The sequence below is a fragment of the Streptomyces ureilyticus genome (assembly GCF_011045025.1).
Taxonomy (GTDB): Bacteria; Actinomycetota; Actinomycetes; order Streptomycetales; family Streptomycetaceae; genus Streptomyces; species Streptomyces ureilyticus.
Genome location: NZ_JAAKZX010000059.1, coordinates 28127 through 47984, shown reverse-complemented (window position 1 = coordinate 47984; position 19858 = coordinate 28127). Strand labels below are relative to the sequence as shown.

The window sequence follows — 19858 nt, the reverse complement described above, 5'->3', positions numbered from 1 at the left end:
TGCCCTCCGCGGAGGCGTACTTCGAGTGCGTCCTGGACGCGGAGCACCCGGCCGGCGACCACACCCTGCTCATCGCCCGGGTCGTGGCGCTCGTCGCCTCGCCGCCGCTCGTGCCGCCCGAGTTGCCGCCTGTGGCGCCGCTGTCGTCGGTGGCGCTCGGCGAGGGGGCTTGCAGGGGGTCTAGATGCGGGGGTCCGCCTCGTCGGATCCAGAACCCAAGCCGGGGACCTGGAGGGTGTTGGGTTGCGTGGCCGTGTCGGGTTCCCACGGGATGGCCAGGGCGGCCAGTTCGGTGCCGGGGCGGACGGTGAGGCCGTGCATGCCGTAGATGATCCGTCCGCCGGCCGGGGCGAGGACGGTGTGCTCCGTGCCGTCGGCCGGGTCGACGATGCGGCCGAGGAGGTCGCCCTCGGCGACTTCGCCGATGACCTCGGCGTCGAAGGAGAACTCCGGGTACCACAGGCCGGTGGCCTCGGCGGTAACGCCGGCGGACCAGACCCAAGTGCGGATCGGGGCCGGGGCGGAGCCGTCCTGGTCGAGTACGCCCACGTGGCGCAGTGCCGCGAGGAGGCCGTCGACGCGGCGCAGGGCGGTGGGCTCATCCCGCTGGCCGAGTGAGCCCACCTCGACCAGGACCGCCGAGATGCCCCGGCGGGCGGCCGCCGCGTGGCTGTTGCCGCCCTCGGCCGTCAGCCCGATCATGACGTCCTCGATACCGAAGGACCCGGCCAGTTCGGCCGTCGCCTTGTCGAGGTCCGGGTCACCGGTGAGGCGGTAGCCGACGAAGTCCCGCAGGACCTGGTCGATGCCGCCGCAGTGCAGGTCCATGTAGACATCGGCGCCGTCCACCAGATTCGCGAAGAGCCAGGCGGCCAGCCGCTCGGTGGGGCCGCCGTCCGGGTCGCCGGGAAAGACACGGTTGATGTTCACGCCGTCGACCGGGGAGACGTTGAGCCGGCCCTGGTACACGGCGTTGGGGTTGGCGACCGGACAGATGATCACCTGCCCGCGCACCTCACCGGGCTCCAACAGGCCGACCAGGCGCACGACGGCGTCGATGGGTGTGAACTCACCGCCGTGCACACCCGCGGTGATGACGACCCGGGGGCCGGGGCGGGTGCCGTTGACCAACGTCAGCGGGATGTCCGCGGTGAGTGTGCCCAGGTCGGCGCGGACGGTGCCGCGCACCTTCGTGCCGGGCTCGGCCTCGAAGGAGCCGATGGAGAGGGTGGTGTCGCTCATGGTCATGCCTCCGTACGGCCGACGGTGGAGAGGAAGTCGATGGGCTGGGGCGAGGAGCCGTCCAGCGCGAGGTCCGCGGCGATGTCGCCGAAGGCGGGCGAGAGCTTGAAGCCGTGACCGGAGAATCCGGCGAGCAGGATCACGTTCTCGGCGCCGGGCAGCGGGCCGACCAGGGGGCGGCTGCTCTCGGTGTAGCCCTCCATGTAGACGGACAGCCGGGTCGGGTCCGGGTGCAGGTCCGGTATGTAACGCCCGATCAACTGGGAGAAGATTTCCAGCTCTTCGGGCTGTACGGACCGGTCCAGCTGGTTGGGGTCACCTGCGGGCCGGTGCAGGGCGCGGGAGAGGCCGAGCTTGACCGAGATGCCGTCCGGGGAGGGCAGGCCGTAGCAGTGGGTGGGTGCCGTACGGATGAACGCCGGGCGCTCCTCGCCGAACCAGGCCTCGGGGGTGGTGGGCACGTACCAGGCGCTGACCAGGCGGCGGACGTCCACCTCCCACGGCAGGTCGGGCAACAGATCGTTCACCCAGGGGCCGGGGGTGACGACGGCGGTGTCGAAGCGCTCGCTGCCGGCGTCGGTGCGGATCTCGACGCCGCCCGCGACGGGGACGATCTCGCGGACCGCGCTGTAGCGGTGGATCACCGCGCCCAGCTGCTCGGCGCGGCGGGCGGCGGTCTGGATGGTCAGCTCCGGGCGGATGAAACCGGCGCGGCGGTCGAGCACGGCCGCGTCGCCGTCCTCGATGCGGTACTGGGAGAAACGTTTGGCCAGCAGCTCGGCATCGAGCACCTCGTGGTCGAGGTCATGCTCCGCGATGGACTGCAGAACAGTGGCCATCTGCTGCTGCTCGGTCGGCCCCATCAGCAGACACCCGGTCAGCCGGCGCAGCTCACGGCCGGTCTCCTGCTGCAGCTGCTCCCACAGGCCGTCGGCGTGCTTGAGCAGCGGGACGTACCGGGAGTCCTCGAAGTGCGCGCTGCGGAAGATGCGGGACTCCCCGCCGGCGGCACTGCGGTCGTGGCCGGGGGCGAACCGGTCGTAGCCGACGACCTCGGCGCCGCGGGCCGCCAGCCGCCAGGCGGCCTGGCTGCCCATCGTTCCGACGCCGACGACGGCGACACGCTTCCTGGCAGCTGACACAGGACTTTCCTTTCGTATCGCCGGGGCGCATGCTGTGCCCGGCGTGAGGCTGTTCGATTCGAGAGGGGTTCGGACGGGCGCTGGGTGTGTCTTGTGGAGCCCAACTGCTCGCATCCGCCCGGTCTCTGAGTTCCGGCTCACTTGCTTCGATCGCCGGAGTGACCGTGCCACATTGTGGAATGCCGTGCTAGAATCTGGCACGAGAATGACAGCGACACCGAGGGGAGTCAAGAGGGTGTCCGACGGAAATTCCGAGGATTAACAGGGGGAAACCGGATGGAAATGAAGAGCGTCACCAGGTCGCTGCGCATCCTGGAGGCGGTCGCCCAGCACCAGCCCGTGACCGTCGGGGAGTTGACGAAGCTCTTCGGCCTCCCGAAGTCGACCGTGCAGCGCACCCTGGTCACACTGGCCGAGGCGGGGTGGCTGCGGGCCAACCGCAAGGACACCACCCGCTGGGAGATCGGCGCCCGCGTCCTGGCCGTACGACCCGCCGCCCTGCAGGGCTCCAGCCTGTTCGCCGCCGCCCGCGAGCCGATGATGCGCCTCCGGGACGCGGTGAACGAGACCATTCACCTGTCGGTGCCCGACGCCCTGCAGTGCGTGGTCGTGGTGGACCGCGTCGACTGCGACCACCCCGTACGGACCTTCCACGCAATCGGCGACACTTCTCCGCTGCACGCCACCGCCGTCGGGCGCGCCATCCTCGCCCACCTGCCGAAACAGGACGTCGAAGAGCTCATCACACAGGGACTGGAGCGCTTCAGCGACTCGACTCCCACCGACCCCGACGAACTGCGCGCCGAACTGGACCAGATCCGCGCCGACGGCTACTCGGTCAACCGCAACCAGTTCCGGCCGGGCGTCTGCGCCATCGCCGCGCCCGTCCTCGACGAGGAGGGCACACCGCTGGCCGCCGTGGCCATCTCGATGCCCGACTCACGCTTCGACGCGGACCGGCTGCCCGAGTGGGGCCGCATCGTCGCCAATACGGCCGCGGAGATCACGGGCCGCCGACTGGGCGGCTGAACACGAGGCGGACGCATCGCAGGCAAGGATCGGCCCCCACGCGCGTGCGTGGGGGCCGACCCTTTGTGCGCTCACGGCTTTCGCCGCCCTGCGCCGGCCGGGGGAGAGGGGCCGGGCGCAGGGCGGTTGCACCACGCGGCGCGGTAGGCGAGTCAGGGCGCTACCACTGTCCATCGCCGCGCGGTACGACATCGGATTCCGCATCTCCTCGACGACGGCCTGATCGCTGGTCCACCCCCGAGGTCGTGCCATATTGTGGAACGCCATGCTAAAATCCGGCACGAGCATGCCCGCGGCTCCCGGAAGGAGTCAAGAGGTGAGAACGAGAAATCCACACGGCTTACTGGGGCACGGATGGAAATGAAGAGCGTCACCAGATCGCTGCGCATCCTGGAGGCCGTCGCCAAGCATCAGCCGGTGACCGTCGGGGAGCTGACGAAGCTCTTCGGCCTGCCCAAGTCGACCGTGCAGCGGACGTTGGTAAGTCTCAACGAGGCGGGGTGGCTGCGGGCGAACCGCAAGGACACCACCCGCTGGGAGATCGGCGCCCGCGTCCTGGCCGTACGACCCGCCGCCCTGCAAGGATCCAGCCTGTTCGCCGCCGCCCGCGAGCCGATGATCCGGCTCCGTGACGTGCTGAACGAGACCATCCATCTGTCGGTGCCCGACGCCCTGCACAGCATGGTCGTCGTCGACCGGGTCGACTGCGACCATCCCGTACGGACCTTCCACGCCATCGGCGACTCCTCACCTCTGCACGCCACCGCCACCGGGCACGCGGTCCTCGCCCACCTGCCGAGGTCCGAGGTCGACGAGGTCTCGGCGGGCGAACTGGAGGGCTACGGCGAGGAGACCATCACCGACCCGTCGGAACTGCGCGCCGAGCTGCGCCGGGTCAGGGAGCGCGGATACGCCGTCAACCACAACCAGTTCCGGCCGGGCGTCTGCGCCATCGCGGCGCCCGTCCTGGGCAACGACGGCATGCCCCTGGCCTCCGTGGCCGTCTCCATGCCCGACTCCCGGTTCGAGCCTGACCGGCTGACCGAGCTGGGGCGTCTGGTGACCGGCACCGCCTCGGAGATCACCGCACGCCACCTGGGCTGACGGCGGTCCGGGGCCGACACCCGGAGGCGGCCGTCCGACCCAGGTGAGGGGGCGCGGCACACCGTGCGCAGAGCGACCGTCGCGAGTCGATCGTGAAGGCAGGCTGTCGGTCCGGTTAAGAAATCCTCGATGGACCGGACGCCCGCCACCAGGCAGATTGCTGATGCCCGGTACGGCCAGGACTTCGGCGCCCGCAGCGCCGTCCCGCGTACCGGAGTCTTCCCATCCCCTCGCGCACAGGAGCCGCGGCATGAAGGCACTGGTGAAGGACAAGGCGGAGCCCGGTCTGTGGCTGAGAGACGTGCCGGAGCCGTCCATCGGCCCCGGCGACGTCCTGATCAAGGTTCTCCGCACCGGCATCTGCGGCACGGACCTGCACATCCGCGCCTACGACGGCTGGGCGCAGCAAGCCGTGCGCACCCCGCTCGTGCTCGGCCACGAGTTCGTCGGCGAGGTCGCCGAAGTCGGCAGGGACGTCGCCGACATCAAGGCCGGCGACCTGGTCAGCGGCGAGGGCCACCTGGTGTGCGGCAAGTGCCGTAACTGCCTGGCCGGCCGGCGGCATCTGTGCCGGAACACGGTGGGGCTCGGCGTCGGCCGCGACGGCGCGTTCGCCGAGTACGTGACCCTGCCGGCCGGGAACGTGTGGGTGCACCGGACGCCCGTGGACCTCGACACGGCGGCCATCTTCGACCCGTTCGGCAACGCCGTCCACACGGCGCTGTCCTTCCCCCTGGTGGGCGAGGACGTGCTCATCACGGGAGCGGGGCCCATCGGCATCATGGCCGCGACGGTGGCCGCGCACGCCGGGGCCCGCAACGTGGTCATCACCGACGTCAGCGAGTACCGCCTGGAGCTGGCCCGCAAGGTCGGCGTCGATCTGGCGGTCAACGTCGCGGAGACGACGATCGAGGCGGCTCAGCGGCAGCTGGGCCTGCGGGAGGGTTTCGACGTCGGCCTGGAGATGTCCGGCCGCCCCGAAGCCCTGCGCGACATGATCGCCAACATGACGCACGGCGGGCGGATCGCCGTCCTGGGGCTGCCCTCCGAGGAGTTCGCGGTCGACTTCGCCAGGATCGTCACCTCCATGATCACCATCAAGGGCATTTACGGCCGGGAGATGTTCGAGACCTGGTACGCCATGTCGGTACTGCTGGAACGCGGCCTCGACCTCAGCCCGGTGATCACCGGCCGTTACGCCTACCAGGACTTCGACGCGGCCTTCGAGGACGCCGCGAGCGGGCGGTGCGGCAAGGTCGTCCTCGACTGGACCGCCTGAGCCGTACGCGTCCTCCGCGTCCATCACGCCTTCGCGCCTTCTTCTCCCGTACGCCCGCTGCCCCGAGGAGCTCACCCGCCATGTTCGACTCCGTGCGCGACGACCTGCGCGCCACCCTGGACGAGATCACCGCCGCCGGCCTGCACAAGCCCGAGCGCGTCATCGGCACCCCGCAGAGCGCGGCCGTCGCCGTCACCGCGGGCGGCCGCCCCGGAGAGGTGCTGAACTTCTGCGCCAACAACTACCTCGGCCTGGCCGACCACCCCGAGGTGGTCGCCGCGGCCAAGGAGGCACTGGACCGCTGGGGATACGGCATGGCGTCCGTGCGGTTCATCTGCGGGACCCAGGAGGTCCACAAGCAGCTGGAGGACCGGCTCTCCCGCTTCCTCGGCGCGGAGGACACGATCCTGTACTCCTCCTGCTTCGACGCCAACGGCGGCGTCTTCGAGATCCTGCTGGACGAGCGGGACGCGGTCATCTCCGACGCCCTCAACCACGCCAGCATCATCGACGGCATCCGCCTGTCCAAGGCCCGCCGCCACCGCTACGCCAACCGCGACCTGGCCGACCTGGAGCAGCGGTTGAAGGAGTCCTCCGACGCGCGGCGCCGGCTGATCGTCACCGACGGTGTCTTCTCGATGGACGGCCACGTGGCGCCCCTGCGGGAGATCTGCGACCTCGCCGAGGCGTACGACGCGATGGTGATGGTCGACGACTCGCACGCCGTCGGCTTCGTCGGGCCCGGCGGACGCGGCACGCACGAGCTGCACGGTGTCATGGACCGGGTCGACATCGTGACCGGCACACTCGGCAAGGCCCTCGGCGGCGCCTCCGGCGGTTACGTCGCCGCCCGCGCCGAGATCGTCGCGCTGCTGCGCCAGCGCTCCCGGCCGTACCTGTTCTCCAACTCCCTCGCACCGGTGATCGCCGCCGCGTCCCTGAAGGTCCTGGACCTCCTGGAGGACACCGACACGGGGCTCGGGGCCGCACTACGGCAGCAACTGACCGCGAACACCGCGCTGTTCCGCACGCGGATGGCGGAGGAAGGGTTCGACATCCTCCCCGGCGACCACCCCATCGTGCCCGTCATGATCGGCGACGCGGCCATCGCCGGACGGATGGCCGAACTGCTGCTGGAGCAGGGCGTGTACGCCGTCGGCTTCTCCTACCCGGTGGTCCCCCACGGACAGGCACGTATCAGGGTGCAGCTTTCGGCCGCCCACTCCCCCACCGACGTGGAGCGGGCCGTGGCAGCATTCAAGGCGGCCCGCGCAACCCTGGGAGACTGAGCGACATGATCGAGATGCGGCGGCTGCGGATCCTGCGCGCCGTGGCGGACCACGGAACCGTGACCGCCGCGGCCGCCGCGCTCTACCTCACCCCGTCCGCGGTCTCCCAGCAGCTCGCGGCTCTGGAGAGCGAGACCGGCCAGCGGCTGCTGGAGCGCAACGGGCGCGGCATCCGCCTCACGGCCACCGGAGAGATCCTGCTCGATCACGCCAACACGATCCTCGCCCAGCTGGAGCGGGCCGAGGCCGAACTCGCCGCGTACACCTCGGGCGCCGCGGGCGAGGTGACCGTCGCCTCCTTCGCCACGGGCATCGCGCTCGTCCTCGCACCGGCCATAGCGGAGCTCGCGGACACCGCACCCGGGATCCGGATCCGGGTGCGTGACGCGGAGGGCGACGAGAGCCTGCCGATGGTGCTGGACGGGGAGGCGGACGTCGCGGTCGCCGTGGAGTACCGGGGCGCGCCGCGGGAGGACGACCAGCGTCTCGCGCGGGTGCCGCTGTACTCCGAGGCGTTCGACGCCGTCCTGCCGGTCGGCCACCGGCTCGCGGGGGCGGGCAAGGTGCGGGTGGCCGACCTGGCCGACGAACCGTGGATCGGCCCGTACCCCGGCAATCCCTGCCACGACGTGGTGATGCTGGCCTGCGAGTACGCCGGATTCCAGCCCCGGCTGCAGCACTCGTCCGACGACTTCCGTGCCGTCGTCGCCCTCGCCGGCGCCGGGGCGGGCGTAGCCCTGGTACCGCGCTCCGCCCTGCGGGGCACGGAGCCGACGGGCGTGGTGATCCGCCCGCTCGACGACGTGGCGGTGACCCGCCGGGTCTTCGCGACCGTACGGCGCGGCGCCGAGGGCCACCCCCTGATCCGGCCGGTACTGGACGCACTGCGCGCGGCGGCAGAGACGGCTGTGCCACCCGGCGGCCCCAGCCCCGCCGACCCCGACGATTCCCTGTCAAGTTCAGTGTGTTGAGGACCAAGCGCCGAACCTGCCGTTCTGGCACTCCTTCAGGAACACACCCAACCCGACCGACGGCTAAGCGAGTCGGCGATGCGAGGCGGCGGGCGCACCGCGTCCGTTCCCGCGCGGTGTTGCTGAAGGCGGGGTGGGCGAATCGCCCTCCGACAGAGCAGATCGGCATGCGTCGTGGCCGTTGCGACATGGAGCAGGTGACAGGCGGAGAAGCGAGGCTCTGAGCAGCCGCACCGTGAAGGCGGCGGACTGTTAAGGAGCGATCTCATGGGCCGATACGATCTCGCCCTCATCGGATTCGGCGGCGTCAATCGCGCGCTTGCCGAACTCATATCCCAGAGCGGGGAGCGCCTGGCCAGGGAGCTGGGCTTTGCCCTGCGGGTGGTGGCGATCACCGATCTGCGGGCCGGTTCCCTGGTGGACACCGACGGTATCGATCTGGCGCCGCTGCTGGCCGCCGAGCCCGGGGAGCTGAGCTTCGCGGGTCTGCCGGGCGGCAGCGCGGATCCGCGCAACGCGTGGGTGATCCGTGAGGTGCCGGCCGACATCGTCGTGGAGGCGACGTTCACCAATCCCGCCGACGGTGAGCCCGCCCTCTCCCATGTGCGCTGGGCCCTGGACTCGGGCAAGCACGTGTGCACCACCAACAAGGGACCGGTCGCACTCGCCGGCCGGGCGCTGAAGCAGCTGGCCGCCGAGCGTGGTGTCAGCTTCGAGTTCGAGGGCTCGGTACTCAGCGGCACCCCCATCCTGCGCACCGCCGAGCGCATGTTCGGCGGCCTGGAGATCACCGGCGTCCAGGGCATCATGAACGGCACCTCGAACTACATCCTGGGCCGCCTCGAAGAAGGCGTCGATCTGCCGGCGGCCATCACGGAAGCCCAGGAACTGGGATACGCCGAAGCCGATCCGACCGCGGACATCGAGGGTCACGACGTCCAGCTCAAGGTCATGATCCTGGCTAACGAGGTCCTCGGCGCCGACCTGCGCCGCGAGGACGTCTTCTGCGAGGGCATCTCCGCGATCACTCCCCACGAGGTGCGGGACGCCGCGTCCAAGGGGCTGCGCTGGAAGTTGGTCGGCTCCGCCACCCGCCACGAGGACGGCAGCGTCGACGCCCGCGTCGCTCCGCTCGCCCTGCCGGCACACCACCCGCTGGCGGGGATCTCCGGCCCGGTCAACGCGGTCGCCTTCCACACCGACCTCCTCGGCACCGTCACGGTGTCCGGGCCGGGCGCCGGCCGCATCGAGACCGCCTACGCCCTGCTGTCGGACATCATCGCCATCCACCAGCGCCACGCCGACGACGACACCGCGCCCACGCGCCCCGTTCTCCTGGAGACTCACCGTGTCTGACACCGTCGTGCCCCCCGGCATCGAACTCGGCACCGACACGGCGCCCGTGCACAACCCCTACACCGGCGAGATCATCGCCTCGGTGCCCACCGTCGACGCGAGCGCCGTCGGCAGCATCCTGCAGCAGGCCAGGTGCGGGCGCCGTACCGCGGCCGCGCTGTCGCGCGCCTCCAGGGCCGCGGTCCTGGAACGCGCCGCCCACCTGATCGAGCGGCGCGCCGAGTCCTTCGCCCAGCTGATCGTCAGCGAGGCCGGCAAGACCATCACCCAGGCTCGCAAAGAAGTCGCCCGCGCGGTCAACACCCTGTCCCTGTCCGCGGCCGAAGCGCGGCGCAACGCCGGCGAGGTCATCCCCTTCGACTCCTACGAGGGCTCGGAGAAACGGCAGGGCTGGTTCACCCGCGAACCGCTGGGCATCATCGCCGCCATCACTCCGTTCAACGACCCCCTCAACCTGGTCGCCCACAAGCTCGGCCCGGCCATCGCCGGCGGCAACGCGGTCATCCTCAAACCGTCCGCGCTGACGCCGCTGTCCGCGCTGCGCCTGGTCGACACCCTCATCGAGGCCGGCCTGCCCGAGGAGATCGTCACCGTCGTCAACGGCAATGCAGACATCGGCGCCGCGATCGTGGCCGCCCCCGACGTGCGCATGGTCTCCTTCACCGGCGGATTCGCCACCGGCGAGGCCATCTCCCACACGGCCGGCCTGAAAAAGCTCGCCATGGACCTGGGCGGCAACGCCCCGGTCATCGTCATGGACGACGCCGACCTGGACGAGGCCGTATCCTCCTGTGTCTCCGGCGCGTTCTGGGCCGCGGGCCAGAACTGCATCGGCACCCAGCGGATCCTCATCGCCCGCGAGGTCTACGAGCGCTTCCGCGACGCCTTCGTCGCCCGTACCGAGCTGCTGCGCGTGGGCGACCCCCTCGACGAGCGCACCGACGTCGGCCCCATGATCACTCAGGAGGCCGCGGCCGCCACCCGGGCCAGGGTCGACACTGCGGTGGCCGAGGGCGCGGTGCTGCTGTGCGGCAACCACACCACCGGCGCCCTGTACGCGCCGACCGTCCTGGAAGACGTCCCGGCGACCTGCTCGATCTGGCAGGAGGAGGTGTTCGCCCCGGTCGTCGTGCTGGAGTCGTTCACGTCCTTCGAGGACGCCATCGAACAGGCCAACGCCATCGACTACAGCCTCCATGCGGGCATCTTCACCTCGCGCCTGGACCGCGCCCTGAACGCGGCCCGATTGCTGGAAGCCGGCGGAGTGATGATCAACGACTCGTCCGACTACCGCTTCGACGCCATGCCGTTCGGCGGATTCAAGTACGGCAGCATGGGCCGCGAGGGCGTGCGCTTCGCCTTCGAGGAGATGACCCAGCCCAAGGTCGTCTGCGTCAACCACATCACTGACGTGGTCCAATGACCACCTTCCGTACCGAGCGAAAACCCCTGCGCCCGCTGGAGCCGGAAGTCGGTCGGCAGACCGAGCGTCGGCTGTCCGAGGCGGCCGCCTGAACCTCTGCCGTGGTTCAGGCGGCCGCCTGAACCACGGCAGAAGCGGCCCTGGCCACCGGGGAGGACGTGGTGGACCTCGTGGTGCAGGGCGGGCTGCTGGAGAGGGAAGAGGCAATGGCGCTGCTCACCCCGGTGCCGTTGAACCCCGCCCTCCTCTCGGGCGGTTGACGACGCTGGACAGGGTGAGCGCGGTGACCGTGTCCCGTACGCCGGGCATCTGGGCGATGTCCTCCCAGATGACTCGTACGCGTTCCAGCGAGGCCGCCTCCAGGCGCACCATGATGTCGAAGTCGCCGCTGAGGATCTCGCAGATGACGACCTCGGGGATGCGTTTGAGCGCGGCCAGGACGTCGCCGCCGCGCATGCGGTCCTGGCGGTAGACGAGTACGAGCGCCGAGACGACATTGCCGGTGTCGTCGCCGACGCGGACGATGGTGTAGCCGGCGATGTGGCCTTGGCGCTCCAGCCGTTCGATGCGCTGGCGCACCGCGTTGCGGGACAGCAGCACCTTGCTGGCCAGCTCGGAGTGTGAGATGCGGGCGTTGCGGGTCAGCTCGGCGATGATCTTCTCGTCGGTGGCGTCCACTGTCGACCGTCTCCTTCATGAAGTCGGTGGAGATGGCAGCCCTCACGGCACAGATCGCGGGTGCCATGGGCTCCTGCCCAGCATGGTGCGTGCTGGTTGCTGATCAGGCTCAGGATGTGCCCGGCCCGGGATCAGAGGCGGCAGCGCAAACGCGTGTGTCGAGCCTCTGGACGCCGGGCGTGGCTGTGCACGTTCATGTGTACGCCGACAAGGGGTCAGCCCGGTGAGGAAGAACCGAGTCTCCCCACCGGGCTGCCGTGGCTGCTTGACGCCCCAGACGCCTGCCCAGCTTCTGCAGGACTGGCAGCCACCCGGGGCGGACTTGGCCGCGCCGCTGGTGGACGTCGCGGAACGGATCATCACCCCGGTCACTGCGTTGCCCGGCCGGCACATGGGCGAGCCCTGCGCTTGAGTCCGGCTTGCTCAGGTGTTGAAGCCGGGCATCGACAGGTACTTGAGCTGCTGGTACTCGTGGAGGCCCTCGGGTCCGCCCTCGCGGCCCAGGCCGGACTGCTTGACCCCGCCGAAGGGTGCTCCGACGTCGGAGACGAGGCCGCGGTTGATGCCGACCATTCCGGCCTGCAAACGGGCGGCGACCCGGCGGGCGCGGTCGATGTGGGATGTCATCACGTACGACGCGAGACCGTGCTCGGTGTTGTTGGCCACCGCTATGGCCTCGGCCTCGGTGGAGAACCGGTGGATGGCGGCGACGGGTCCGAAGACTTCCTCGTGCATGATCGCGGCATCGGCGGGGACGTGGTCCAGCGCGGTCGGGGCGGCGTAGTGGCCCGGACCGTCAGGGATGTCCGCCTTGCCGATGACCACGGCACCACGGGCCACGGCATCCTCGACGAGGCGGCGGACCTTGTCCACCGCCCGGTGGTCGGCCAGCGGACCGAGCTCGGTGTCCTCCTGGCCTGGGGGACCCACCCGGACAGCGGCCATCTGTTCGCCCAGCGCGGCGGCGAATGCGTCGGCGATTCCCTCTTGGACCAGGAATCGGTTGGCGCCGACACAGGACTGGCCGCCCAGCCGCATCTTCGCGATCACCGCTTCGCGAACCGCGAGGTCGAGGTCGGCGTCGTCGAAGACCAGGAATGGCGCGTTGCCGCCCAGTTCCATCGAGGTGCGCAGCACCCGGGCGCCGCTCTGCTGAAGCAGCAGCCTGCCGACCGGAGTGGACCCGGTGAACGACAGCTTGCGCAGCCGGGGGTCGGCCAGCAGGGGCATGGTGATTGCTGCCGGGTCGCTGCTGGTGATCACGGTCAGGACACCGGGAGGCGCGCCGGCCTCACGCGCCAGCTCGCCCAGCACCAGGGAGGACAGCGGGGTGAGCGTGGCCGGTTTGAGCACGGCGGTGCAGCCGGCGGCGAGGGCGGCGGCGACCTTGCGGGCTGCCATGGCAAGCGGCACGTTCCACGGGGTGATGAGCAGGCAGGGCCCGACCGGTTCGGCGACGGTGACGATGTGGCTCTTGCCGTCCGGGGAGGGAGTGCTCCGGGCGTGCGGGCGGACCGCTTCCTCGGCGTACCAGCGGAAATAGGCGGCGGCGTAGTCGACCTCGCCCCGCGCTTCCCTGATCGTCTTGCCGATCTCCAGGGTGATGATCCGGGCCAGACGCTCACGGTGCTCGAGCATGGCGTCGGTGATCCGGTGCAGGACGGTCGCGCGGTCCCGCGGGCTGGCGAGGGCCCACTGGTCGGCGGCCGCGGCCGCCGCGTCCAGTGCTTTCAGCGCGTCTTGTGCGCCGCAGTCGGCGACGGTGGCTATGACTTCTTCGGTTGCGGGGTTGCGCACCTCGAAAGTGCGACCGCCGGTGGCGGGTTGCCAGTCGTGGGCGAGGAAGCCACGGGGCACGGATTCCAGGGCTGCCGATTCCCATGAGGGAGCGGTAAGCATGTCAGTCATGCGCGTGGCTCTTTCGCTGGTCGCAGGCTGGTGTGTTGAGGGAGCACGATCGGTGGGTGGTCATACGACCTCGCCTCCGGGGTTGGCGACGCCGACCGTGTTCTCGACCGAGAGCAGGGAGTCCTGGCGTCCGGAGCCGATCCAGCGGACCAGGGCCACCAGGCCGAGGGCGAGGATCGCGACGGCGATGAGGATCGCGCTGACCGCGGTGACGCTGGGGTCGATGTCGAAGGTCAGGGAGTTGTAGACCTGCACCGGCAGGGTGACGGTGTCGACGGAGGAGAGGAACTGGGAGATGTAGAACTCGTCAAAGCTGGTGATGAAGGAGAAGATCGCCGCCGCGATCATCCCGGGTGCGGCGAGGGGAAAGGTGATCCGCCGGGCGATCGTGAGCCGACCGGCGCCCATGCTGGCGGCGGCGTCCTCGAGGCGTTCGTCGATGCCGCGCAGGGTCGCGATCAGGATGAGTACCGCGATCGGTGCGGCCAGCACGGTGTGGCCGAGGGCGATGGCGATCGGGCTGCCCAGCATCGCGGCGGGCTCGAAGAGCAGGAACAGGCCCAGTGCGGTGACGATCTGGGGGATGACCAGCGGTCCGAGGACCAGGGCGAAGACCGCAGAGCGCAGCGGGAGTTCGCTGCGGACCAGCGCGGTCGCCGCGGTCACCCCGATGATCAGCGAGAACACAGTGCTGATGGCGGCGATCAGAGCGCTCAGGGAGAGCGCGGCCGGCCACTTGCTGCCGTCGGCGAACAGTGCCTTGTACCAGTTGAGCGTCCAGGTGTCGGGCGGGAACGCGGCGAAGGCGTTGTCGCTGAAGGAAGTGACGACGATGACGACGATCGGCAGCGCCAGGAACAGCAGGATCACGGTGGCGACAGCGGTGAGGACGATCCGCCCGGTGAGGGTCTTGCGCAGCTCCATCATGAGGCGTTCCTCTTCTTACGGCTGGCGCCCAGCGAGCTGACGGCCTTGACCAGCAGCAGTCCTGCCAGGGTGAGGACCAGCAGGATGACGCCCTGCGAGGCCGCGCCGTTCCACTGGTTTTCCTTGGTCACCTGCTGGTTGATCAGGGTGGCGATCATCGTCTGGTTGGGGCCGCCCATCAGGGCGGGGGTGATGTAGTAGCCCAGCGAGAGGATGAAGCTGAGCAGTCCGGCGCTGGCCAGGCCGGGGGCGACCAGCGGCAGGTAGATGCGGCGGAAGATGGTCACGCGTCCGGCGCCCATGCTGGACGCGGCCGCGAGCAGCCGCCGGTCGACGCCGCGCATCACGCCGTACAGCAGCAGCACGGTGTAGGGCAGCATCATGGAGGTGGTGCCGATGACCACGCCGAGTTCGTTGTACAGCAGCTGGAACGGCGCCCCGGGTATCCACAGGCCGGACAGGGACTCGTTCACCAGGCCCTTGTCGCCGAGCATGATGATCCAGCCGTAGGTGCGCACCAGGGCGCTGATGAAGTGCGGAACGACCACGATCAGCATGGCCACGCCCGCCCACAGGGGCTTGAGCCGCGAGATAGCGTTGGCCAGCACGAAGCCGAAGACCAGGCTGAACAGCGCCGTCTCCGCCGAGATCCGCAGCGTGGTGATCAGGACGGACAGGTTGACCCCGGTCAGCGCGTCGGCGTACCAGTGCAGGGTGAACGATCCGTCGGCGTCCTTCAGGCTGAGCAGCAGCGTGCTGAGGATCGGGTAGACGAACAGCACCAGCAGATAGACGACGACCGGCAGCGCGTAGAGGATCCCGATGCGGGTCTTGCGCGAAGCCAGCAGCTTGCGCGGACCGGCGGGGGCGGTGGCGGTGAGCGCGGCCATGGCTCACCCTCCCTGTTCGGTGGGGAAGAGGTTGACGTCGTCCGGGTCGGCGCTGATCCCGATGCGTTCGCCGGTGACGGGGCCGCGGCCGGCGGGTACTTCCAGGCGCAGCAGCGGCGCGTCACCGCCGTCGATGCGCACGCCCGCGCGGACCAGGGTGCCGACGTAGGTCGCGGTCTCCACCGTGCCGGTACAGAAGCCGTCGTCGGTGGCGCAGGCCCGCAGCCGGCCCGGCTGGACCGCGACCTTCACCTCGGTGCCGGGGGCCAGCTGGTGACGGCGCGCCTTCAGCAGGCCACCGGACTGGTCGAGGCGGACGACGGTGTGTGCGTCGGTGTGCTGCTCGATGCGGCCGGGCAGGAAGTTGGCCGCGCCGAGGAAGTCCGCCACGAACGGGGTCCTCGGGCGTTCGAAGAGTTCCCGGGGGGTGTCGAACTGCTCGATCAGGCCGTTGCGCATCACCGCGATGCGGTCCGACATGACCAGCGCTTCTTCCTGATCGTGTGTCACATAGATGACGGTCAGGCCGAGTTCCTGCTGGATGGTCTTGATCTCGACCTGCAGCTGGTCGCGCAGCTTCTTGTCCAGGGCGCCCAGCGGCTCGTCCATGAGGATGACCGGCGGCCGGTAGACCAGCGCCCGGCACAGGGCGACACGCTGCTGCTGACCGCCGGACAGCTCGCGCGGCTTGCGGCCGCCGAACCCGGACAGGCCGGCGATCTCCAGCGTCTCCCCCACCCGGCGGCGGATCTCGTCCTTCGGCACTCCGCGCAGGGTGAGCGGGAAGGCCACGTTCTCGTGCACGGTCATGTGCGGGAAGAGCAGGTACTGCTGGAAGACGAACCCCAGGTTCCGTTTCTGCGGCGCGAGCCGCGTCACGTCCCGGCCGCCGACGGTGATGGTGCCGGAGTCCGGTTCGCAGAACCCGGCGATCATCATCAGCGTCGTGGTCTTGCCCGACCCCGAGGCACCGAGGAAGGTGACGAACTCCCCTGCGGCGATCTCCATGGACGCCTCGTCGACGGCGACGACATCCCCGTACGTCTTGCGCAGGGCCACTACCGACAGCGCTTTGCCGGTCGCGGTCACCGACTTACCGCTGGCCGCCCCTACAGACGGTGCAGCCACACTGAATTCAGCCACGAGCCCACTCCAACCAGCGCTTGGTGACGGCCGATTCGTTCTTCAGCCACCACTCGATGTCGGCGTCGAAACCCTTGTCGTAGTACTTCGGCGCACCCGCGAGAGCGTTGCGCTCGTCCTCGCTGAGCTTCTCGTACGCCAGCGGAGACGACGGGTTCGACGGGAACGCCTTCGCCAGCGCGGCCTGGCTCTCAGCCCGCAGCGAGAAGTCCATCAGCAGGTACGCGTTGTCCGCGTTGGCCGCGCCCTTGGCAATCGCGTAGCCCTGGAACTGGCGGCGCATGCCGTTCAGCTGCCGCTCCACCGGCACATTCTGCTTCTGCAGATCGGCGAGCCGGCCGTCCCACACGGTGGACATCGTCACCTCCTCGCGGCTGAGGAGCACACCGGGCAGCGGGCCGCTGTCCCAGAACTTCTTGATGTCGCCCCGCAGCCGGCTCATCACCTTGAAAGCGCGGTCGACATCGAGCGGGTACAGCTTGTCCATGGGGACGCCGTCGGCCAGCAGCGCGAACTCCAGCTCCGGCAGGTCACCGTCCGGGCTGACCATCGAACGGCCGCCCTTGAACGCCTTGGTGTCCCAGAAGTCCGCCCACGACTCCGGCTTCTTCCCGCCGAAGGCGTCCGTGCGATACCCGATGCACTGACCGTAGAAGCTGTTGCCGACGGCGTGCTCGGTGATCTGGCTGTCGGGGATCTTCGCGCTCTTCACGCTCTTGACCCGGTCAAGGTCCAGCGCCTCCAGCGCGTCCTGCTTCACGTACTTGAAGTGCGACATCATCGAGTTGTTGATCAGGTCGCACTGCGGACGGCCCTGCTTGATCTGGGCCAGCAGTGGAGCGTCGTCCAAGTTCAGCACCTTGACCTGGATGCCGGTCTCCTGCGTGAACGGCGTGTAGATCGCCTTCTGCAGCGCCGCGCCGAAGGCACCGCCGCTGTCGCGGACGATCACCGTCTTGCCACCGCCCTTGCCACCGGCGGCGGACGAGGAGCGGCTGGTGCCGGTACCGCAGGCGGCGAGGGACGCGAGGGCGGCAATGCCGCCTGCTCCGCGCAGGAGCGCTCTGCGGCCGATCTGGGGATCACTCATGGCAATACTCCTCATTTAGGGACGCGTGGGACCAGCTGTGCGGGGCTTTACCTCGCAGGTGCGGGGGGTGGGATGGTGCAGGGCGGCGAAAGCGGACAGAAGCATTGCCCGCTTGCGTTGTCGGTCGCCGCTTTGGGCGCGTGTTCGCCGTGGATCGAAGCCCCCGACGACCTTGTTGTCGGGGCGAGGCCGGCTAGAAGACCGGGTGAGTGGCGGTGGGGAAGCTCGAGCCGTGCGCAGTTCGAGTGCGGCGATCGGGGCATGCGCTCGACTCGTGGTCGATCGGTCATGCTGCAATCGGCGGTCGCCCGAGGCAGAAGGCGAGACGGAGAACAGGTCGTTCAGCCCATTGCTGGTGGTGCTGCCCAGCAGGGACGTTCAGAAAGCGGTGTACCCGCCGTCGACGGTCAGGACCGATCCGGTCACGTACGACGACTCCGACGAGGCGAAGAAGAGCACCGCGTCAGCGACCTCTTCAGGGGCGGCGAGGCGTTGGAGCGGGATCTGGCTCTCGCGCTCGCGGCGGTAGCCCTCGGGGTCGGGCCTGCGCTGGAACGCCGCCTCGATGATCGGGGTGGCGGTCAGGCCCGGAGCGACGACGTTGACACGGATGTTGCGCGGAGCCCATTCGATCGCCGCGCCCTTGGCGAGCATGATGAGGCCCCCCTTGGCGGCGGAATACAAGACCTGCCCGGACATGCCGACCATGCCCAGCCGTGAACTGACGCAGACGAACGAGCCACCGGTCTCGGGCATCAGAGGCGCGAAGTGCTTCATCACCAGGAATGCGCTGAGCAGGTTGCTCTCGAGCACGTTCTTCGCGTCGTCGCGGGCCATATCGGTGAGCGGGCTGGTGGCCTGCAGGCCGTGGTTGAGGACGACGACGTCGACGGTGCCGAAGGACTCGGCGGCCTGCTTGGCCAGGCTCTCGACGAACGCCTCGTCGTTGAGGTCTCCGGGAACGTACAGGTCGTCGGGCTCAGCGCTGTCGAGCCGCTCCCTGCGGCCGGTGAGCAGCAGCCGCGCGCCCTCGCGGCGGAAGTGGGAACTCACCGCCTGTCCGATGCCACTGCTGGCGCCTGTCACCAGGGCCGTGACGTTGTTGAGTCTCATGTCAGGCACTCCTTTACGGGGAGATCGGTCGTCGGGTTGCGGGCTTGGCCCCGGGGTCTTGTCCCCGCCGCCGGTCAGTTGAGGAATCCGCGGGCGTCGACCGGCCACCGCTCCAGCGACGTGCCCGTGCTGTCGGTGACGATCAGTTCCTCGAAACCGAGGACGACGGGGCACACGTGGTTGGGGACCACGGGGACGACGGTGCCGACGCTGGGGCGGAACTCGCCGTCCGGCAGCGGGAGGAACCCGTGGTACTCGTTGACCTTGGATAGGACCGCGTTCGTGCCGGCGATGCCGCCGTAGCCGATCTCAGGGCTTCCTTCTTTGCTGAGGGCCTTGTTGCCCACATCGACGATGACCTGGTCGGGGACCCAGTCGCTGACCACGGTGCCGGCGACGAACAGCGCGATCTGGTCCTCCGTGCAGGAGCCCAGCCGGGCGTTGTTCAGATCGCCGAAGACGTACTCGCCGGGACGGATCTCGGTGATCACGCCGCTCGTGGAGAACTCGAGGGTGGGAGTGGAGCCGGCGCTGACCACCTCTGCGGTGACCCCGACACCTTCGAGGCTGCGTACCGCGGTGGTGAGCGCGGCCTCCTGGTCCTGCGCGGCACGCCGGCGAGCGTCCTGGCCGGCGCAGCCGTGACCGGGATAGGTGAAGACGCCCACCGGCACCAGACCGCGCTTGCGGGCGGCGAGCGCGAGATCGCCTGCGACCTCGGCCGGAGCCCCGGACCGACGGGCGCCACAGTCGACCTCGATCACGACCTGCAGCCGCTCGGGTTCGTCTCCCATCGCGTCGGCGAGGGCCTCGATCGCCGCGACGTTGTCGACGCCGACCCGCAGCCGGGCGGACTCGGCGAGCCGGCGGATCCGGGCTCGCTTCGTTCCCGCGGCCCAGATCGGGTAGGCGAGGAAGATGTCGTCGAACCCGGCCGCGGCGAAGACCTCGGCCTCACCGACGTTTCCCGCGGTGATCCCGACCGCGCCGGCCTCGATCTGGCGTCGCCCGATCTCCACACACTTGTGCGTCTTGACGTGCGGCCTGACCTTGAGGTTGCGCTGGTCGGCGAAGCCCTGTATGCGGTCGATGTTGCCCTGCATGACGTCGACCAGCACGATCGGCGCGGGGGTGTCGATCCGCTCGACCAGAGCGTCGAGTGCTCGTTGCAGCCGGTTCACGCTGCTCTCCTTGTGGTTCTGCCTGGAATGATCGAGGAGCGCGGGTGCTGACTCCCCTTGGATGCCGAACGCGCGCGCCCCGCAATATCGCGC

The 19858-nt window shown here is 69.7% G+C and carries 17 protein-coding genes and 1 pseudogene; 7 read left to right on the top strand and 11 right to left on the bottom strand.

Annotated elements, in window-relative coordinates; translation table 11 throughout:
• Nucleotides 1-180: 180 nt before the first annotated feature.
• Both G6048_RS20015 and solA read right to left on the bottom strand, forming a co-directional pair.
• Nucleotides 181-1242 (bottom strand): succinylglutamate desuccinylase/aspartoacylase family protein, encoded by a 1062-nt coding sequence (locus G6048_RS20015; protein ID WP_235990069.1) that lies wholly within the window; start codon nucleotides 1240-1242, stop codon nucleotides 181-183.
• Between the two features lie 2 nt (nucleotides 1243-1244).
• Nucleotides 1245-2384 carry an N-methyl-L-tryptophan oxidase gene (solA, locus tag G6048_RS20010; RefSeq protein ID WP_165340927.1) on the bottom strand — a complete coding sequence of 380 codons (1140 nt, stop codon included), beginning with the start codon at nucleotides 2382-2384 and terminating at the stop codon, nucleotides 1245-1247.
• A gap of 282 nt (nucleotides 2385-2666) precedes the next feature.
• On the opposite strand from solA, the gene G6048_RS20005 reads away from it, so the two are divergent.
• From G6048_RS20005 to G6048_RS19975, 7 genes are all read left to right on the top strand, one after another.
• A complete protein-coding gene (locus G6048_RS20005) occupies nucleotides 2667-3413 on the top strand; it encodes an IclR family transcriptional regulator (RefSeq protein ID WP_165340934.1) in 747 nt (248 codons plus the stop codon).
• Nucleotides 3414-3773: 360 nt separating this feature from the next.
• Nucleotides 3774-4517, top strand: a complete 744-nt coding sequence (locus G6048_RS20000) for an IclR family transcriptional regulator (RefSeq protein ID WP_165340926.1) — start codon at nucleotides 3774-3776, stop codon at nucleotides 4515-4517.
• A 250-nt stretch (nucleotides 4518-4767) separates the two neighbouring features.
• On the top strand, nucleotides 4768-5796 hold the full coding sequence (tdh, locus tag G6048_RS19995) for an L-threonine 3-dehydrogenase (RefSeq protein ID WP_165340925.1): 1029 nt from the start codon (nucleotides 4768-4770) through the stop codon (nucleotides 5794-5796).
• Nucleotides 5797-5876: 80 nt separating this feature from the next.
• Nucleotides 5877-7085 carry a glycine C-acetyltransferase gene (locus G6048_RS19990; protein ID WP_165340924.1) on the top strand — a complete coding sequence of 403 codons (1209 nt, stop codon included), beginning with the start codon at nucleotides 5877-5879 and terminating at the stop codon, nucleotides 7083-7085.
• 5 nt (nucleotides 7086-7090) lie between these two features.
• Nucleotides 7091-8056 (top strand): LysR family transcriptional regulator, encoded by a 966-nt coding sequence (locus tag G6048_RS19985; protein WP_165340923.1) that lies wholly within the window; start codon nucleotides 7091-7093, stop codon nucleotides 8054-8056.
• 267 nt (nucleotides 8057-8323) lie between these two features.
• Entirely contained in the window at nucleotides 8324-9412 is a 1089-nt protein-coding gene (locus G6048_RS19980) for a homoserine dehydrogenase (RefSeq protein WP_165340922.1), read from the top strand.
• Nucleotides 9405-10835: an aldehyde dehydrogenase family protein gene (locus tag G6048_RS19975; protein ID WP_328826436.1), complete on the top strand. Its 1431-nt coding sequence runs from the start codon at nucleotides 9405-9407 to the stop codon at nucleotides 10833-10835. Before G6048_RS19980 ends, G6048_RS19975 begins: the two co-directional genes overlap by 8 nt.
• Nucleotides 10836-11051: 216 nt before the next feature.
• Here G6048_RS19975 and G6048_RS51430 read toward each other — a convergent pair whose 3' ends face one another.
• The 9 genes and pseudogenes from G6048_RS51430 to G6048_RS19930 form a co-directional block, all read right to left on the bottom strand.
• Complete coding sequence (locus G6048_RS51430; RefSeq protein WP_165340921.1) at nucleotides 11052-11513, bottom strand: Lrp/AsnC family transcriptional regulator; 462 nt, start codon at nucleotides 11511-11513, stop codon at nucleotides 11052-11054.
• A gap of 423 nt (nucleotides 11514-11936) precedes the next feature.
• Nucleotides 11937-13421, bottom strand: coding sequence for an NAD-dependent succinate-semialdehyde dehydrogenase (locus G6048_RS19965; protein WP_165340920.1), 1485 nt, complete (start codon nucleotides 13419-13421; stop codon nucleotides 11937-11939).
• A gap of 60 nt (nucleotides 13422-13481) precedes the next feature.
• The gene (locus G6048_RS19960; RefSeq protein ID WP_165340919.1) at nucleotides 13482-14348 is read right to left on the bottom strand and encodes an ABC transporter permease; all 867 of its coding nucleotides are present in this window, start codon (nucleotides 14346-14348) and stop codon (nucleotides 13482-13484) included.
• Entirely contained in the window at nucleotides 14345-15238 is an 894-nt protein-coding gene (locus G6048_RS19955) for an ABC transporter permease (RefSeq protein WP_165340918.1), read from the bottom strand. The genes G6048_RS19960 and G6048_RS19955 overlap by 4 nt, the downstream gene beginning before the upstream one ends.
• Nucleotides 15239-15241: 3 nt before the next feature.
• Nucleotides 15242-16381, bottom strand: coding sequence for an ABC transporter ATP-binding protein (locus tag G6048_RS19950; RefSeq protein WP_165340917.1), 1140 nt, complete (start codon nucleotides 16379-16381; stop codon nucleotides 15242-15244).
• Nucleotides 16374-17471: an ABC transporter substrate-binding protein gene (locus G6048_RS19945; protein WP_165340916.1), complete on the bottom strand. Its 1098-nt coding sequence runs from the start codon at nucleotides 17469-17471 to the stop codon at nucleotides 16374-16376. The genes G6048_RS19950 and G6048_RS19945 overlap by 8 nt, the downstream gene beginning before the upstream one ends.
• Nucleotides 17472-17495: 24 nt before the next feature.
• Nucleotides 17496-17703 (bottom strand): annotated as a pseudogene (locus G6048_RS49665) (transposase); the annotation flags it as partial.
• Between the two features lie 146 nt (nucleotides 17704-17849).
• Nucleotides 17850-18584, bottom strand: a complete 735-nt coding sequence (locus G6048_RS19935; RefSeq protein WP_165340915.1) for an SDR family NAD(P)-dependent oxidoreductase — start codon at nucleotides 18582-18584, stop codon at nucleotides 17850-17852.
• A 74-nt stretch (nucleotides 18585-18658) separates the two neighbouring features.
• Nucleotides 18659-19765 carry an alanine racemase gene (locus tag G6048_RS19930; protein WP_165340914.1) on the bottom strand — a complete coding sequence of 369 codons (1107 nt, stop codon included), beginning with the start codon at nucleotides 19763-19765 and terminating at the stop codon, nucleotides 18659-18661.
• Nucleotides 19766-19858 lie beyond the last annotated feature (93 nt).

What these genes read in the sequence shown, in the direction of transcription:
- G6048_RS19945 (WP_165340916.1), bottom strand. Translation starts at nt 17,471, where the DNA reads ATGAGTGATCCCCAGATCGGCCGCAGAGCGCTCCTGCGCGGAGCAGGC.
- G6048_RS19985 (WP_165340923.1), top strand. Translation starts at nt 7,091, where the DNA reads ATGATCGAGATGCGGCGGCTGCGGATCCTGCGCGCCGTGGCGGACCAC.
- G6048_RS20015 (WP_235990069.1), bottom strand. Translation starts at nt 1,242, where the DNA reads ATGAGCGACACCACCCTCTCCATCGGCTCCTTCGAGGCCGAGCCCGGC.
- G6048_RS19935 (WP_165340915.1), bottom strand. Translation starts at nt 18,584, where the DNA reads ATGAGACTCAACAACGTCACGGCCCTGGTGACAGGCGCCAGCAGTGGC.
- G6048_RS19980 (WP_165340922.1), top strand. Translation starts at nt 8,324, where the DNA reads ATGGGCCGATACGATCTCGCCCTCATCGGATTCGGCGGCGTCAATCGC.
- G6048_RS19990 (WP_165340924.1), top strand. Translation starts at nt 5,877, where the DNA reads ATGTTCGACTCCGTGCGCGACGACCTGCGCGCCACCCTGGACGAGATC.
- G6048_RS20005 (WP_165340934.1), top strand. Translation starts at nt 2,667, where the DNA reads ATGAAGAGCGTCACCAGGTCGCTGCGCATCCTGGAGGCGGTCGCCCAG.
- G6048_RS20000 (WP_165340926.1), top strand. Translation starts at nt 3,774, where the DNA reads ATGAAGAGCGTCACCAGATCGCTGCGCATCCTGGAGGCCGTCGCCAAG.
- G6048_RS19955 (WP_165340918.1), bottom strand. Translation starts at nt 15,238, where the DNA reads ATGGCCGCGCTCACCGCCACCGCCCCCGCCGGTCCGCGCAAGCTGCTG.
- tdh (WP_165340925.1), top strand. Translation starts at nt 4,768, where the DNA reads ATGAAGGCACTGGTGAAGGACAAGGCGGAGCCCGGTCTGTGGCTGAGA.
- G6048_RS19965 (WP_165340920.1), bottom strand. Translation starts at nt 13,421, where the DNA reads ATGACTGACATGCTTACCGCTCCCTCATGGGAATCGGCAGCCCTGGAA.
- G6048_RS19960 (WP_165340919.1), bottom strand. Translation starts at nt 14,348, where the DNA reads ATGATGGAGCTGCGCAAGACCCTCACCGGGCGGATCGTCCTCACCGCT.